The 14,694-nt window shown below is 71.9% G+C and carries 14 protein-coding genes and 1 pseudogene; 3 read left to right on the forward strand and 12 right to left on the reverse strand.

Annotated features, from left to right (window positions below):
* Nucleotides 1–2 precede the first annotated feature (2 nt).
* Together BFF78_RS50255 and BFF78_RS46440 are read right to left on the reverse strand one after the other, a co-directional pair.
* Nucleotides 3–326: pseudogene (locus BFF78_RS50255) on the reverse strand (histidine kinase); the annotation flags it as partial.
* 31 nt (nt 327–357) lie between these two features.
* Entirely contained in the window at nt 358–504 is a 147-nt protein-coding gene (locus BFF78_RS46440) for a hypothetical protein (RefSeq protein ID WP_159033095.1), read from the reverse strand.
* Nucleotides 505–827: 323 nt separating this feature from the next.
* On the opposite strand from BFF78_RS46440, the gene BFF78_RS35350 reads away from it, so the two are divergent.
* Nucleotides 828–1,271 carry a hypothetical protein gene (locus BFF78_RS35350; RefSeq protein WP_069782173.1) on the forward strand — a complete coding sequence of 148 codons (444 nt, stop codon included), beginning with the start codon at nt 828–830 and terminating at the stop codon, nt 1,269–1,271.
* A 40-nt stretch (nt 1,272–1,311) separates the two neighbouring features.
* On the opposite strand, the gene BFF78_RS35355 is transcribed toward BFF78_RS35350, so the two are convergent.
* From BFF78_RS35355 to BFF78_RS35385, 7 genes are all read right to left on the reverse strand, one after another.
* Entirely contained in the window at nt 1,312–1,605 is a 294-nt protein-coding gene (locus tag BFF78_RS35355; RefSeq protein ID WP_079161604.1) for a hypothetical protein, read from the reverse strand.
* 78 nt (nt 1,606–1,683) lie between these two features.
* Nucleotides 1,684–2,229 carry a G/U mismatch-specific DNA glycosylase gene (gene mug, locus BFF78_RS35360; RefSeq protein ID WP_079161887.1) on the reverse strand — a complete coding sequence of 182 codons (546 nt, stop codon included), beginning with the start codon at nt 2,227–2,229 and terminating at the stop codon, nt 1,684–1,686.
* Nucleotides 2,226–3,677, reverse strand: coding sequence for an adenylosuccinate lyase (gene purB, locus BFF78_RS35365; protein WP_193433692.1), 1,452 nt, complete (start codon nt 3,675–3,677; stop codon nt 2,226–2,228). Before purB ends, mug begins: the two co-directional genes overlap by 4 nt.
* A 122-nt stretch (nt 3,678–3,799) precedes the next feature.
* Nucleotides 3,800–4,588: an SGNH/GDSL hydrolase family protein gene (locus tag BFF78_RS35370; RefSeq protein WP_069782176.1), complete on the reverse strand. Its 789-nt coding sequence runs from the start codon at nt 4,586–4,588 to the stop codon at nt 3,800–3,802.
* Nucleotides 4,589–5,093: 505 nt separating this feature from the next.
* The gene (locus tag BFF78_RS35375; protein ID WP_069782177.1) at nt 5,094–6,113 is read right to left on the reverse strand and encodes a hemolysin family protein; all 1,020 of its coding nucleotides are present in this window, start codon (nt 6,111–6,113) and stop codon (nt 5,094–5,096) included.
* A complete protein-coding gene (locus BFF78_RS35380) occupies nt 6,113–7,453 on the reverse strand; it encodes a hemolysin family protein (RefSeq protein ID WP_069782178.1) in 1,341 nt (446 codons plus the stop codon). Before BFF78_RS35380 ends, BFF78_RS35375 begins: the two co-directional genes overlap by 1 nt.
* A gap of 270 nt (nt 7,454–7,723) precedes the next feature.
* Nucleotides 7,724–8,143 (reverse strand): GNAT family N-acetyltransferase, encoded by a 420-nt coding sequence (locus tag BFF78_RS35385; protein WP_069782179.1) that lies wholly within the window; start codon nt 8,141–8,143, stop codon nt 7,724–7,726.
* 302 nt (nt 8,144–8,445) lie between these two features.
* Between BFF78_RS35385 and BFF78_RS35390 the strand changes: the two genes are divergently transcribed.
* A complete protein-coding gene (locus tag BFF78_RS35390) occupies nt 8,446–9,816 on the forward strand; it encodes a HEAT repeat domain-containing protein (protein WP_099054990.1) in 1,371 nt (456 codons plus the stop codon).
* A gap of 178 nt (nt 9,817–9,994) precedes the next feature.
* Here BFF78_RS35390 and BFF78_RS35395 read toward each other — a convergent pair whose 3' ends face one another.
* From BFF78_RS35395 to BFF78_RS35405, 3 genes are read right to left on the reverse strand one after another with little or no spacing between them, the layout of a single operon-like run.
* On the reverse strand, nt 9,995–10,918 hold the full coding sequence (locus tag BFF78_RS35395) for an LLM class F420-dependent oxidoreductase (RefSeq protein ID WP_069782181.1): 924 nt from the start codon (nt 10,916–10,918) through the stop codon (nt 9,995–9,997).
* Between the two features lie 46 nt (nt 10,919–10,964).
* Nucleotides 10,965–13,535 (reverse strand): ABC transporter permease, encoded by a 2,571-nt coding sequence (locus BFF78_RS35400; protein WP_069782182.1) that lies wholly within the window; start codon nt 13,533–13,535, stop codon nt 10,965–10,967.
* A 4-nt stretch (nt 13,536–13,539) separates the two neighbouring features.
* Nucleotides 13,540–14,337 carry an ABC transporter ATP-binding protein gene (locus BFF78_RS35405; RefSeq protein ID WP_069782183.1) on the reverse strand — a complete coding sequence of 266 codons (798 nt, stop codon included), beginning with the start codon at nt 14,335–14,337 and terminating at the stop codon, nt 13,540–13,542.
* Between the two features lie 117 nt (nt 14,338–14,454).
* Between BFF78_RS35405 and BFF78_RS35410 the strand changes: the two genes are divergently transcribed.
* A complete protein-coding gene (locus tag BFF78_RS35410) occupies nt 14,455–14,694 on the forward strand; it encodes a toxin-antitoxin system, antitoxin component (RefSeq protein WP_069782184.1) in 240 nt (79 codons plus the stop codon).

Raw genomic sequence — 14,694 nt, forward strand, 5'->3', positions numbered from 1 at the left:
GGCGCGGCTCGGGCCGACTTCAGGAGGCGGTCGGTGTCGGCCGGAGTGGGCCGGGGGCTCACCGGGCGGTCGGACTTCCGCACCACGCCCGGCACCCGCTCCAGGTCCGCCCGGACGGTCTCCTCGATGGCGTCCAGGGCGCGGTCGGTGGACTCCGGGTCGCCCGCGCCCGAACTGCGTCGGCCTGCACCGCGGCCACCGTTAGGGCTTCCCGATCGAGTCGGTCAACTCTCCCGTGCGATACGGGTGCGTTCCAGCAGCTGCTCGGTGCGCTTCTCCAGCCTGGCCGGCCGTTTGGCGGCCGACGGGCCGAGCAGCCGGCGCGCGTACAGGCCCACTCCTGCAGCGGAAGGGGCGTCAGCAGGGCTCCCTTCGGCGCGGTGGCAGCGGTACCCGGTCGGCGCGCGCCCAGGCGCAGCGGGCCAGTGCGAAACCGGTGACGAGCTGCCAGCCCGTGGCGAACACGGCCGCCGCGCCGAGGACCGCCCGCAGTCGAAACATCAACGCCGTGCGCCACCCGCCCCGCCAAGTCACCGACGGCGCTTCGCAGATGCTCGGCTCCGGGAGCCTCGGCCGGATCGCCGCGCCGGCCTTCGGCACGACGGCCGTCCGCGCCGGGTTCCGGGGCGGCGCGCTGCGGCTGACGCTGTCGGCGCTGCCCGACCGCCGGGGGCAGCTCGCCGCCAAGCGAGCCCCGACCACCCTGGCCCTACCGGCCATCGGCCTCCTCAACGGGCCGGTCACCCTGCTCAACGGTGCGTGGCCCTCGACCGCCGGGACGCCTGACAGCCCGCCAATTGTCAGTGCCGCCCGGTTTACTGGATCGCATGAACATCGCGAAGTGCCTGACCGTCATCGACTTGCTGTGCGCCAGGGAGTTCCCCGTGGAGCACAGCACGATGGAGCACGGCGAGAGCGGACCCGGATTCCACATAGCCGCCTTACAGACGAGCAGTGACTTCTGTGACGACGACGGCACGGAATGGGAGGAGACGGCGGCACAGTACGAGGCCGACCGGGACGGACTCGCGGAGCGGCTCACCGGGCGGTGGGGGCCGCCACAGCACTTCAGCCTGCGCAGTGTCTTCGCACGGACGATGGAGGGAGAGCGCATCGAGCAGCCTTGGGCCGAGCTGAGCGAGCGCGTACCGGACGTCCAGCTCTGGCGGGCGCCCGTGTCGGACCGATGGGTCGCCCTCGGCGTGTCCCACGCGGACAAGGAGCTTCCGTTGCAGCTCCTCGGCATAGTGACCGAGACGGACCCTCCGTGATCACCGGCCCTCGGCAGCCACGGCTGCGGCCACCCGGGAGTCACTCTCCGTCTATGTGGGGACGAATCTCCACCGTGAAGGCCGCGTCCTCGGGGCCGGCGCCTTCCTCGCCCTCCCAGACGGTCACGCGCACATGCTGCTGGCCGGTGCCGCTCACCGTCCACTCGGTCACCAGGTCGGTGACGACGAGGGCGGCGACATACTCGGCGTTCTCGGCCGGGTCGTCGGTCGTAATCGTCCCCCGCCAACGGTCGGGGTGGTCACCGTAGGGCCGCCAGCCGGCCGAGCCGTGCGGCTCGTCCACCCGGTACACCCAGTCCATCTCGGTGCTCATGGCACTGATCCTTCCACTGTGGCGAGGATCGCGAGGAGGCCGACACGTCGTTCACGGAGGTACCCCGGCCATGACCGATCAGGCCAGCGCAGCGCCCCGTAGCCGGGAGAACTCCGCCGCCATGGTCGCCGCCGTCCAGTGCGCGTTCAGCCCGCTGGGGTTGGGCAGCACCCACACCCGGCTGTTCCCGACGGTCCGCTCCTGCGGCCCCACTTGCGCGGTGCGGTCGGCGAAGGCGGCCCGGTATGCGGTCACCCCGACCACGGCCAGCCACCTCGGCCTCAGCCGGGTCACCTTCTCGGCCAGCAGCCGCCCGCCCTCGACGTACTCCTCGGCCGTCAGCTCGTCGGCCCGTGCGGTCGCCCGCGCCACGACGTTCGTGATGCCCAGCCCGTACGACAGCAGTTCCCGCTGCTCGGCCGGCTTCAGCAGCCTCGGGGTGAAGCCGGACAGATGCAGCACCGGCCAGAAGCGGTTGCCGGGCCGGGCGAAGTGGTGGCCGGTCGCGGCGGTCATCAGACCCGGGTTGATGCCGCAGAACAGCACCTGGAGACCGTCCGCGACCACGTCCGGTACGAGACGGTCGCGAGCGGCCTCCAGGTCCGCCTTCGTCAGGCGGGTCAGAGGATCGCTCCGGGGGTGTAACCGGCGGCTTCCGGGTGCTGCTTGACGAGCTCCTCGATCCGGCCGACGAGCATGCCGACCTGGTCGGCGGCGGCGCCGGTGAAGGACAGCTTGTCGGCCATCAGCGCGGCCAGCCGGTCGCGGTCGAGGGGCAGACGGTCGTCGGCGGCGAGCTTGTCGAGCAGGTCGTTGCGCTCGGCGCCCTGCTCGCGCATCGCGAGCGCGGTGGCGACGGCGTTCTCCTTGATCGCCTCGTGGGCGACCTCGCGGCCGACGCCGGCGCGCACGGCGCCCATGAGGACCTTCGTCGTCGCCAGGAAGGGCAGGTAGCGGTCCAGCTCGCGGGCGATGACGGCCGGGAAGGCACCGAACTCGTCGAGGACGGTCAGGAAGGTCTCCAGCAGACCGTCGAGCGCGAAGAAAGCGTCCGGCAGTGCGACCCGGCGCACCACCGAGCAGGACACATCGCCCTCGTTCCACTGGTCGCCCGCCAGCTCGCCGGTCATGGAGGCGTAGCCGCGCAGGATGACCATGAGGCCGTTGACGCGCTCGCAGGAGCGGGTGTTCATCTTGTGCGGCATCGCGGAGGAGCCGACCTGGCCCGGCTTGAAGCCCTCGGTGACCAGCTCGTGGCCGGCCATCAGCCGGATCGTCTTGGCCAGCGAGGACGGCGCCGCCGCCAGCTGCACCAGCGCGGTGACGACCTCGTAGTCCAGCGAGCGCGGGTAGACCTGGCCGACCGAGGTGAACGCCTGCGAGAAGCCCAGGTGCCCGGCGATCCGGTTCTCCAGATCGGCGAGCTTCGTGGCGTCGCCGCCGAGGAGGTCCAGCATGTCCTGCGCGGTGCCGACCGGGCCCTTGATGCCGCGCAGGGGGTAGCGGGCGAGCAGTTCCTCGACGCGGCCGTAGGCGACCAGCAGCTCGTCGGCGGCGGTCGCGAAGCGCTTGCCCAGGGTGGTGGCCTGGGCGGCCACGTTGTGCGAGCGGCCGGCCATGACCAGTTCGGCGTACTCGCCGGCCAGCTTGCCGAGGCGCGCCAGCACGGCCACCGTACGGTCGCGGATCAGCTCCAGTGACAGCCGGATCTGCAGCTGCTCGACGTTCTCCGTGAGGTCGCGGGAAGTCATGCCCTTGTGCACGTGCTCGTGCCCGGCGAGGTCGTTGAACTCCTCGATCCGCGCCTTCACGTCGTGCCGGGTGACCTTCTCGCGCTCGGCGATCGAGGCCAGGTCGACGGTGTCGAGGACACGCTCGTAGTCGGCGATCGCCTCGTCCGGCACCTCGATGCCGAGGTCCTTCTGGGCGCGCAGCACGGCGAGCCAGAGCTGCCGCTCCAGCTTCACCTTCTGCTCGGGGGACCAGAGCGTGGCGAGCTCGGCGGAGGCGTAGCGTCCGGCGAGGACGTTCGGGATGCGGGGCTTGGCGGGCGCGGCAGAAGTCACGTGTATGGATTCTACTGGTGATTCGTGCAGGCCAACGCCATGCCCCTGTTCGGCGGAAGCTACGAGAGGCCCGTCACGCCGTCGGTGCCGTCGGCGCCGTCGAGCCCCGCGTGGTCATGGCGCCGACGCTACGCCGGACCCTCGTACGGCAGCAGTTCCGGGCGCTTCGGCGGGCGGCCGTCCCCGGAGGAGCGTCCGGTCAGGCGCCGTCCTATCCACGGCAGCAGGTGCTGCCGGGCGAACCGCGCATCCGCCACCCGGCGCGTCACCCAGTCCGGCGGCGCCGTGGCCGGCATCGGCACATGCCACTCGCCGTCCTCCGGCTCGTATCCGAGCGACTGCCACACCGCCTCGGCGACCCGGCGGTGCCCCTCCGCCGTCAGATGCAGCCGGTCCACGTCCCACAGCCGGGGGTCGCCGAGCGCGGGCGCCCCGTACAGGTCGACGACGAGCGCGCCGTGCCTGCCGGCCAGCTCCTCCACACAGGCGAACAGCTCCTCCATACGCGGCCGGAACCGCTCCAGCACGGGGCCCTGGCGGCCGGGGCTGCGCATCAGCACGAGCTGTTTGCAGGACGGTGCCAGCCGCTCCACGGCCTCGGTCAGCAGACCCTTCACCCGGCCCATGTCGCACTTGGGCCGCAGGGTGTCGTTGAGCCCGCCGACCAGCGTGATCACGTCGGCGTTCATGGCCGCCGCCACGTCCACCTGCTCGTCGACGATCTGCCGGATCAGCTTTCCGCGCACGGCCAGGTTTGCGTACCGGAAGCCCGGCGTGCGGGCGGCCATCCGCGCGGCGAGCAGGTCGGCCCAGCCCCGGTAGGAGCCGTCGGGCAGCAGGTCCGACATGCCCTCGGTGAAGGAGTCGCCGACCGCGACCAGGCTGCCGTAAGGGAGAGGTGTGGGATTCGTCTGCATGGCGTCAGAGATGGTATCCCGGCTCCATACCCACCGGTCGGTCACCCCGGAATCCCCCGGGACCGGGGCCGGACCGCTCCCGGTCGGCCTCCCCGCGATCCACGGGACGACGCCTGGACCCCGGTCGGTTCCCCGAGACACCGGCGACGCGCCCGGATCCCGCCCGGACGCCTCACGACTGCCGGGGGTCAGGACCGCTCCCGGTCGGCTCCCCCCGTGATCACCGGCACCGGCTCCCGGCCGGTCGCCTCTCGACTGCCGGGGGTCCGGACCGCTCCCGGTCGGCTCCCCCCGTGATCACCGGCACCGGCTCCCGGCCGGACGCCTCTCGACTGCCGCGGGTCCGGACCGCTCCCGGTCGGCTCCCCCCGTGATCACCGGCACCGGCTCCCGGCCGGACGCCTCTCGACTGCCGCGGGTCCGGACCGCTCCCGGTCGGCCCCCCGCGATCGCCCGGCACCGGCCCCCGGCGGCTCCCCGGCCGGTCGCCCCGGAACCGTCGGCGTCACCCGGGTGCCGGTTGCCCGAACAGTTCGCGCAGTACGTCCTCCATGGTCACCAGGCCCGCCAGCCGGCCGTCGTCGCCGAGTACCGCCGCCAGATGCGTACGGCTGCCGCGCATCGCGGTGAGTACGTCGTCCAGCGGGGTCCGTGCCCGTACCCGTGCGATGGGCCGCATGTCCCGCAGCCGGAACGGCATGTCCCGTGGCGAGGCGTCCAGCGCGTCCTTGACGTGCAGATAGCCCACGATCCGCCGGCCCACGTCGACCACCGGGAACCGGGAGAAGCCCGAGTCGGCCGACAGCCGCTCCAGTTGCTCCGGGGTGACGCCCATGTGCGCGTAGACCACCCGCTGCAGCGGCACCACGACGTCCCGCACGGGCCGGCTGCCCAGTTCCAGGGCGTCGTGCAGGCGTTCCTGCGCGCGGTCGTCGATCAGCCCCGCCTCGCTGGCGTCCTTGACGATCTCGGCGAGCTCGGCGTCCGTGAAGGTCGCCGCGACCTCGCCCTTGGCCTCCACCCTGAGCAGCTTCAGCAGCCCGTTGGCGAAGGCGTTGATCGTGAAGATCACCGGGCGCAGCGTCCGGGACAGCGCGACCAGTGGCGGGCCGAGCAGCAGCGAGCTGCGCACCGGCTCCGCGAGCGCGATGTTCTTCGGGACCATCTCGCCCATCAGCATGTGCAGATAGGTCGCCAGGGTCAGCGCGATCACGAAGGACACGGCGTGACCCGCGCTCACGGGCACCCCGACCGCGTGGAACACCGGCTCCAGCAGATGCGCGATCGCCGGCTCGGCGACCACGCCCAGGACCAGCGTGCACAGCGTGATGCCGAGCTGGGCGGCGGCCAGCAGTGCGGAGACGTGCTCCAGGCCCCACAGCACGGCCTTCGCACGCCGGTCGCCCTCCTGGGCGAGCGGCTCGACCTGCGAGCGGCGCACGGAGATCAGCGCGAACTCGGCGCCCACGAAGAAGGCGTTGACGACCAGCGTCGCCAGACCGATCAGCAGCTGTACGGCGGTCATCACGCCCCCTCCGCCCCCTCGTCGGCCCGTTCGTCGTCCAGCGGCGCGTGCAGCAGCACCCGCGCCGCCCGGCGGCCCGTGGCGTCCACGACGTCCAGCCGCCAGCCCGCGACCTCGGCCGTGTCACCGGTCACCGGTATCCGGCCCAGCAGGGTCGCGACCAGGCCGGCCAGGGTCTCGTACGGCCCCTCGGGCACCCGCAGGCCCACGCGCGCGAGCTGGTCGGTGCGGGCGGCGCCGTCGGCCGAGTACAGGGCCCGGCCCTGTTCGTCGGCCCCGGCGGGAGCGAGGTCGGGCGTCTCGTGCGGGTCGTGCTCGTCCCGCACCTCGCCGACGACCTCCTCCACGATGTCCTCCAGGGTCGCCACGCCCGCCGTGCCGCCGTACTCGTCGATGACGACGGCCATGGTGCGCCTGCCGCCCAGCCGGTCCAGCAGCCGGTCCACGGTCAGGGACTCGGGGACCAGCAGTGGCTCGCGCATCACCTGGGAGACGCGGCGGTGACGGCGTTCCTCGGCCGGCAGGGCCAGGACGTCCTTGATGTGGGCGGTGCCGACGACGGAGTCCAGGCCGCCCTGGTAGACCGGGAACCGGGACAGGCCGGTGGCCCGGGTCGCGTTCGCCACGTCCTCGCAGGTCGCCTGGGCTTCGAGGGCCACGACCTGGACGCGCGGGGTCATCACGTTCTCCGCCGTGAGGTCGGCCAGGTTCAGCGTCCGTACGAACAGCTCGGCGGTGTCCGCCTCCAGGGCGCCCTGCTTGGCGGAGTGCCGGGCGAGCGCGGCCAGTTCCTGCGGACCGCGCGCGGAGGCGAGTTCCTCGGCGGGCTCCACGCCCAACCGGCGCACGACGTGGTTGGCCGTGTTGTTCAGGTGCGTGATGAAGGGCCGGAAGATCGCGCTGAACCAGCGCTGCGGGTTGCCCACCCGTCTGGCCACGGCCAGCGGCGAGGAGATCGCCCAGTTCTTCGGCACCAGCTCGCCGACGACCATCAGGAACACCGTCGACAGGGCCGTACCGAGCACCAGGGCGGCCGAACTCGCCGCACCGCCCGACAGGCCCATCGCCCGGAACGGGCCGGCCAGCAGCTTGGCGATCGACGGCTGGGCGAGCATACCGACGACCAGATTGGTCACGGTGATGCCGAGCTGGGCGCCGGAGAGCTGGAAGGTCAGGTTCCGTGCGGCCTTCAGGGCGCCCGCGGCGCCGCGTTCACCGCGCTCGGCGGCCCGCTCCAGCTCGCCGCGCTCGACGGTGGTCAGCGAGAACTCCGCCGCCACGAAGGCGCCACAGGCCAGCGACAGCAGGATCGCCACCAGGAGGAGGAGCACTTCGGTCATCGGGTCACCCCCGTCCCATGATCGGGCAGGGCGGGACGGGACGCGCGGTGGCGCGGACTGGGAGGCTCGCCCATGGGCGGACGCTCACAACCTTTCATAACGGGCCGAGTGCTCCCTCAATGGTAAAGGATGAGCAAAGAGAACTCGGCCTCGGTCGGCGAGCGGCCTCACCCGGCGCCTCCAGCGCTCCTCCGCGCAGTAAGCGGCGGCACTCCAGGCATGCTGCGCCGTCTCGTTACGGACCACCACCATCGCTGCTCACGACATCGCCTACAGCGGTTTGACCCAGCGGCGCCAGTGGTCCTCGCGATGGTAGCCAGTGGCGGCCCACGTGTGGTGGGCCTGTTCGTTGGCTTCCAGGACCATGGCGTCGACGCGTCGTCCGCCCAGGGTTGCGAAGCGTTGCTCTGCGGCTTTCAGCAGGGCGGTGGCGACGCCTTGGCGACGGTGGTCGGGGTGTACGGCCAGCCGGTAGGCGGAGCAGCGCCATCCGTCGAAGCCGGCTATGACGGTTCCGGCGAGGATGCCGTCGCGCTCGGCGAGGAGCAGGGCTTCGGGGTCTCGGGTGATGAGCCGGGCCACTCCGTCGTGGTCGTCGCTGATGCTCGTTCCTTCCGCGGCGTGGCTCCAGAAGTGCAGCACGGTGTCGATGTCCGAGAGGCTGGCGTGGCGGATGCGGAGATCGCTCATGGGGCGAGCCAAGCAGAGGGCCGGCCTGCCTGGCCAGCGGTTTCCGTGCGCCGAGTATGCGCGGGACGCACCACTTGGCGGAGTAGGGCGGCGCAGGTTGTCCTGGACATCATCGCCGCCAGGCCCGCCAGGCAGCCGTACTTCGCGGCCGTCCGATCTGCCCGGTCCAGAGCGACGACCCGCAGATCCGGTTCGAACCCGTGGGCGCCATACCGGTCCTCTGGGCCGACGACGAAGCGCTCGACGCGAGTCGCTGTTGAGCAGGCGATCCCTTGTCAGCGCACCCGGTTAGGGTGCCCGCCATGGACACGGAACTGCTGACCGAATCGCTCTCGGGTTCCTGGGAGCACACTCGATCAGCGCGTGATGCGCTTGTGGAACACGGAGCGGCTGCCGTCGGGGCAGTGCTGGACGTGCTCTGCGACGAGCAGTCGCCCGTTGAGTGGACGGTCTCGGCGGATGTGCTGTGCAGGATCGGAGAGCCCGCTCTCCTTCCCCTGGCACACGCCGCTGCGACGGCGGACTCATCTGAGGTCGCGAGAAGGGTCGCGTGGGCGCTGGGACGTCTGAAGGTGGACGATCCAGGGGCCTACGAACCGCTGCTGAACCATGCGCACCCGCTGGTTCGGAGCGACGCTCTCTTCGCTTTCCAGACCCGGGGTGAGGCTGCGGCGAGGTTCATTGACCGGCTGATCCCGTTGCTGGGAGACCCGGTGCCCGAGGTCGGGCAGCGAGCGGTCTGGGCATTCCAGGCGATCGGCACCGCAGCCGTGCCCCACCTGCAACGAGTGCGTCGGCTGACAGCGCCCGGCCCCCGGGTGCGAGCGGGCGCGCTGGAGGCTCTTGCTGCCATCGCGGGGCCCGACGGTCTCGACTCCAGGGACCAGGACGCCTGGCGCCGGCTGACGAGGATCAAGCTGCTGGCCGAGATCCCGGACGGCATGCACCTGTGCGGGTCCTGGTACGCGGTGCCGGCCACCGACCAGGATGCCGTACTCGCGGCGTTCGATCTCGGCAGCCCACAGCCGGTCACGCTTCGAACCGGCGCGGCGGCCTGGAACCACGACCACCACAGTTGGGACCGGGCCCATCCGCACGCCGCCTGCTCCCGTGTCTTCATCAGTCCCGCTCTGGACGGCTGGATGCTCGTCTTCGGCGACTCGTCCCAGGACACCCATCGCGTCGAGGACGCAGACGACCGGGACGAGGCTCTTTCCCTCGTCGTGAGACAACGGTGCACCGACCTCAGCCGCCGGTTCGGATCCGCCCAGTGGTACGGGATGAGCTGCGGTGACGACTGGACGGCCTGGTGCATCGCCGAAGCCGGGGAGATCGTGCGTCACTACGACGCGTACGACGCGGCGGAGAACGGCGACGGCGAACTCGCGCACCCGGCCGAAGCCGGCTACCTCCTGCCGCACCAGGACGGCTTCCCCGACGACGCCTTCGACGGTGTGAGCCCCGCAGACTCCGAGTCGTTCGCCGTCCGGTACCGCCAGGTCAAGGAAGACCTCCAGATCCCCGACACCTGTTATGCCAACGACATCGCGGCACGGCTGTCGGTCGACCCCGGAGCGCTGGGACCGCACGTCAGGACCTCGGGCCAGGGCGTCCTCGCCCTCACCGCATGCGGCCGAGAACACGGCCACCCCGCTGGGGCGCTGCCCGTGTGATGCGCTTGTGAACACCCCACAGTCCTGTGCTTGTTCCGGGGCGGGGGACGCCGTTGTCAGCCCTCCTGTCAGAATCGAAGCGCCCGAGTCCGAGGAAGCCGTAGCTGCGCTTCAGAGCCGGGTAGCAAGGGCACCCCACTCTGCCGTGCGTAGCCGCCCTCTCACATGCGGCTCTGCATCATGCGGACTCCGCGCGCAGCCGCTCCAGCACCGGCGCGAAGGCCTCCATGTACGGCTCCAGCACGGTCAGGTACGAGAACCCGAACCGCTCGCGCTGCGCCCGCACCCGCGCGACGACGTCCTCCAGCGGTCCGGCCAGCACGATGGGCAGGGCCAGCGCGTCGTCCAGAGTGAGCTGCGGCTGCCGTTCCAGCAGCGGCTTGAGTACGGGCTCGGGGTCGTCGGTGACGGCCACGAGTTGGATGAGCAGGTTCAGTTCGGCCTCTTCCGCCCGGCCCGCCGCCAGGTCCTGGTAGCGCGCCACCCGCTCGTCCAACTCCTCCGCGGTGAGCGGCTCCAGCGATCCCGGAACGGACCCCGGGCGGGCTCCGGGGAAGGCCGCGATGTCCGCGTGCTCGGCGGTCAGCCGCAGCATCCGGTCGCCGTTGGCGCCGATCAACAGTGGCACCCGGGACTGGGCGGGCCGGGGCGTGGGGGTCCCCCCGGTCGAACCGGGTCGAGACCGGGGGAGCTCGGCGGAGCCGAGCAGCCGGTCCAGTTCCGCGACCGTGCGCCTCAGGTGGTCGACGCGCTCGCGCGGCGAGCCGTACGGCAGCCCGGCCGTCTCGTGCTCGGCCCGCACATACCCGGTACCCAGCCCGAGTTCCAGGCGCCCGCCGGTGAGCGCGTCCGTGGTCGCGACCTCCCGGGCCAGCAGCGTCGGATTCCAGAAGCCCGCGTTGAGCACGAACGTGCCGAGCCGGGGCCGCTCGGTGGCCTCGGCCGCCGCGACCAGCGCCGGGAACGGGGCGACCATGCCCAGGTGATCCGGGACGAGGATCACGTCGTACCCCAGTTCCTCGGCGCGCCGGCACTTCGCGCGCCACTCGGCGGCGGGTGCGGGCGTGAGCAGATTGACCCCGAAGCGGAACGGACGTGACATCAACTCTCCCCGTGGGCAAGTGGCTTGGGCTACGGTCGCGATTCCGTCACTCGTGCGCGATCGCCGTCAGCACGTTCATCCGCGACGCCCGCAGCGCCGGCAGCAGCGCCGCCACCACGCCCACCACCGCCGAGCCGATCACGACGGCGACGATCGTGGTCCAGGGGATCGCCAGCGCCGTCAGTCCGCGCAGCGCCAGCACCCGCTGCATGCACACGCCCCACACGAGCCCCAGGGCCAGCCCGAGCACCGCGCCGAACACCGCGATCACCACCGACTCCAGCCGGATCATCCGGCGCAACTGCCGTCGCCCCAGCCCGATCGCGCGCAGCAGCCCGATCTCGCGGGTGCGCTCCACCACCGACAGGGCGAGGGTGTTGACCACACCGAGCACGGCGATCACGATCGCCAGTGCGAGCAGCGCGTACACCAGGTAGAGCAGGACGGCGATCTGGTCGTGGACCAGCTGCTTGTAGTCGTCCTGGTTGCGCACCTGGACCTGCGGGAACGGCTTCAGCGCGCGCTCCAGGCGGGGGCGCAGGTCCTGCGCTTCGGTGCCGGTGGCCGCGTTGACGTAGACCGTGGAGTCCTGGGCCTGCGGCACGTATTTCTCGAGGGTGGCCAGGCCGAAGTACAGGCCGCCCTGGGCCCCGAACCCCTGCGCGGTGTCCTGGTGGGTGAGTGCTGCGACGGTCAGCTCGGCGTTCCGCCCACCGGGGAACTCGACCGGTACGACACTGCCGACGCGTACGCCGTGGTCCCTGGCGAAGTCGGCGTCCATGGCGAGGTGCCCGGCCGCCAGCGCGGCGGCCGAACCGCCCCGCGCGTACGTGATGTGCACGACGTCGTCGAGCCCCGGGCCGTATGCGACGGCGGACGTCTGGGTCCGGTGTCCGTCCGGCAGCCGTACGGCGATCTGGGTGAGCCGCTGCGGTACGACGAGCCCGACGCCGGGCGTCGCGGCCACGGCGGCCCGCACCTCCTTGGTGAACGGGGTGAAGTTGGTGTTCTGGACGATGAAGTCGGCGCCGAGGTTCTTGTCGATCTGCCGGTCGAAGGACGCGGACATCGAGGCGCTCGCCACCGACATCCCGCCGACCAGAGCCAGGCCCACCATCAGCGCGGCGGCGGTGGCGCCGGTACGGCGGGGGTTGCGCAGGGCGTTGCGCTGGCTCATCCGGCCCACCGGGCCGAACAGCGCGGGGAAGGCCCCGCCCAGCACCCGGATCACCGGCCGCACCAGCAGCGGACCGGCGACCACGGTCGCGATCAGCGTCAGGGCGACGCCGACCCCCAGCAGCGAGGCCGCCTGGGCGGTCCGCGTGGCCGCCGCGCACCCGGCCAGCGCCGCCGCGCCGGCCGCCCCGATGACCGCACCGACGATCGCCCGTGCTTTCAACGGCTTGCCCACACCGGCGACTTCGGCATCGACGAGCGCCGCCATCGGGGAGACGGCCGCCGCGCGGCGCGCGGGCAGATAGGCGGCCACGAAGGTGACGCCGAGCCCGACGCCGTACGCCGCGACCGGTGTGCCCCAGCCGATGACCATCTCCGTGGCCTTCAGGTTCATCCCGAACGCGCTCATCAGCCGGATGAGGCCCAGCGCCAGCCCGATGCCCGCCGCCAGGCCGAGCGTCGAACCGACCAGCCCGAGCAGCAGCGCCTCCGCGAGCACCGAGCGCCGCACCTGCCGCCGGTCCGCGCCGAGGGCCCGCAGCAGGCCGAGTTCGCGGGTGCGCTGGGCGATCAGCATGGAGAAGGTGTTGACGATGAGGAACACGCCGACGAGGAGGGCGACACCGGCGAAGCCCAGCATCACGTACTTGATCACGTCCAGGAAGGTGCCGAGGCTGGCCGCCGCCGACTTGGCCTGTTCGTTCGCGGTCTTCAGGTCGTAGGAGCCGGTGCCGATCGCCTGGCCGACGCGCCGCTTGAGCTCCGTGTCGGACACGCCCTTGACCGCGTCCACCGCGATGCTGGTCGCCCGCGCGGCGGAACCGAGCAGTTCGCGGCCCGCCACCGCCGGGTCCAGGAAGACCAGGGCCGCACCGGGATTGGTGGTGGTGAACGTGGCGATGCCGACGACCCGCACCCGGAAGGTGCCCGGCTGCGCCTGCACGGTCAGGGTGTCGCCGATGCGTACGTGCTTCTTGCGGGCCGTGTCGGCGTCCAGCAGCGCCTCACCCGCACCGTGCGGGGCGTGGCCGGAGGTCAGCCGCACGGGGCTGCGGTGGGTGACGTACCAGGCCAGCGCGATGGTCGGGGCGCCGGTGGTGGGGCCGACGGACTTGTCGTGTCCGTCGATCACGACGGCGTTCTGCACCGACACCTCGGCGCGGGCCGCCGCGACCCCGCCGACCTTCGCCACACGGTCCCGCAGCGCGGCGGGCAGGGTCTGCACCGCTCCGCTCACCCGGGCCGACCTCAGGTCCTGCTGCTTCGGCTGGACCGTCACATCGGCGGCGGTGGACGCGAACAGGCGGTCGAACGTGTGCGTGACGGTGTCGGAGAAGATCAGGCTGCCCGCGACGAACGCCACGGACAGGATCACGGCCAGCGCGGAAAGCGCGAGCCGTCCCTTGTGCGCGAGGAAGCTCCTCAGGGTCGCCTTGAGCACCCGGTCAGTCCTCTCGGACGGTGTCGTCGCCGAGCCGGCCCCGTGCGACGTCGAACCGCTTCATGCGTTCCAGTACGGCTTCCGCCGTCGGCCGTTCCATCGCGTCCACGATCCGTCCGTCGGCCAGGAAGAGCACCAGGTCGGAATGGGCGGCGGCGCCGGGGTCGTGGGTGACCATGACGACCGTCTGCCCGAGATCGTCCACCGCCTCGCGCAGAAAGCCGAGCACTTCGAGACCGGCCCGCGAGTCGAGGTTGCCGGTCGGCTCGTCGGCGAAGATCAGCTCCGGCCGGGAGGCCAGCGCCCGCGCGCACGCGACCCGCTGCTGCTGACCGCCGGAGAGCTGGGCGGGCCGGTGCGACAGACGGTCGCGCAGGCCGAGCGTGTCGATGACCTGGTCCAGCCAGCGCGGGTCGGGCTTACGTCCCGCGATGTCCATCGGCAGGGTGATGTTCTCGGCGGCCGTCAGCGTCGGGATGAGGTTGAACGACTGGAACATGAACCCGACCCGGTCCCGCCTGAGCCGGGTCAGCTCCCGTTCCCTCAGCCCGGTGATCTCGGTGCCGCCCAGCCACACCTGGCCGGCCGACACCGCGTCGAGCCCCGCCAGACAGTGCATGAGCGTGGACTTCCCGGATCCCGAGGGGCCCATCACGGCGGTGAAACGACCGCGCGCTATGTCCACGTCCACCGAGTCCAGGGCGAGGACGGCCGTCTCGCCGGAGCCGTAGGCCTTGGTCAGCCCGCGGGCGCGGGCCGCGACGGCGCCGTCCGGCGCGCGCTGCGCAACAGGTGTGGACAAGAGCGCCTCCCGATCGCCTGAACCGCCCGTCCCGGGCGAGCGTAGGCGACAAGCCGACCCGGCGCACCGATTCCGCGCGCCCTTGCTTTGCTAGCATCCCGGCGCTAGCGTCAAGGCATGGCGAAGACCCAGCTGAACGTACGCGTGGACGAGGGCACCGCCCGCGCGGCCCGCGAACGTGCCCTGGCCCGCGGCATCAGCGTCAATCGCTATATAGAAGAGCTGGTCAGACAGGACACCGGAGAGGTCGGCCATACGTTCGTCGAGGCCGCCGCCGACTTCATGAAGCAGTACGAGTCCGTGTTCGCCGAGGAGTTCGGCGAGACCCGCGGCCCGGCCGCCGGGGACGGCCGCTGA

This window comes from Streptomyces fodineus, from assembly GCF_001735805.1.
In the GTDB taxonomy this organism is placed as follows: Bacteria; Actinomycetota; Actinomycetes; order Streptomycetales; family Streptomycetaceae; genus Streptomyces; species Streptomyces fodineus.

Coding starts and splice junctions, on each gene's coding strand:
- BFF78_RS35375 (WP_069782177.1), bottom strand. CDS start 6,113: ATGACCGCCGTACAGCTGCTGATCGGTCTGGCGACGCTGGTCGTCAAC.
- BFF78_RS35410 (WP_069782184.1), top strand. CDS start 14,455: ATGGCGAAGACCCAGCTGAACGTACGCGTGGACGAGGGCACCGCCCGC.
- BFF78_RS35395 (WP_069782181.1), bottom strand. CDS start 10,918: ATGTCACGTCCGTTCCGCTTCGGGGTCAATCTGCTCACGCCCGCACCC.
- BFF78_RS35380 (WP_069782178.1), bottom strand. CDS start 7,453: ATGACCGAAGTGCTCCTCCTCCTGGTGGCGATCCTGCTGTCGCTGGCC.
- BFF78_RS35385 (WP_069782179.1), bottom strand. CDS start 8,143: ATGAGCGATCTCCGCATCCGCCACGCCAGCCTCTCGGACATCGACACC.
- BFF78_RS35350 (WP_069782173.1), top strand. CDS start 828: ATGAACATCGCGAAGTGCCTGACCGTCATCGACTTGCTGTGCGCCAGG.
- BFF78_RS35355 (WP_079161604.1), bottom strand. CDS start 1,605: ATGAGCACCGAGATGGACTGGGTGTACCGGGTGGACGAGCCGCACGGC.
- BFF78_RS35390 (WP_099054990.1), top strand. CDS start 8,446: ATGGACACGGAACTGCTGACCGAATCGCTCTCGGGTTCCTGGGAGCAC.
- BFF78_RS35370 (WP_069782176.1), bottom strand. CDS start 4,588: ATGCAGACGAATCCCACACCTCTCCCTTACGGCAGCCTGGTCGCGGTC.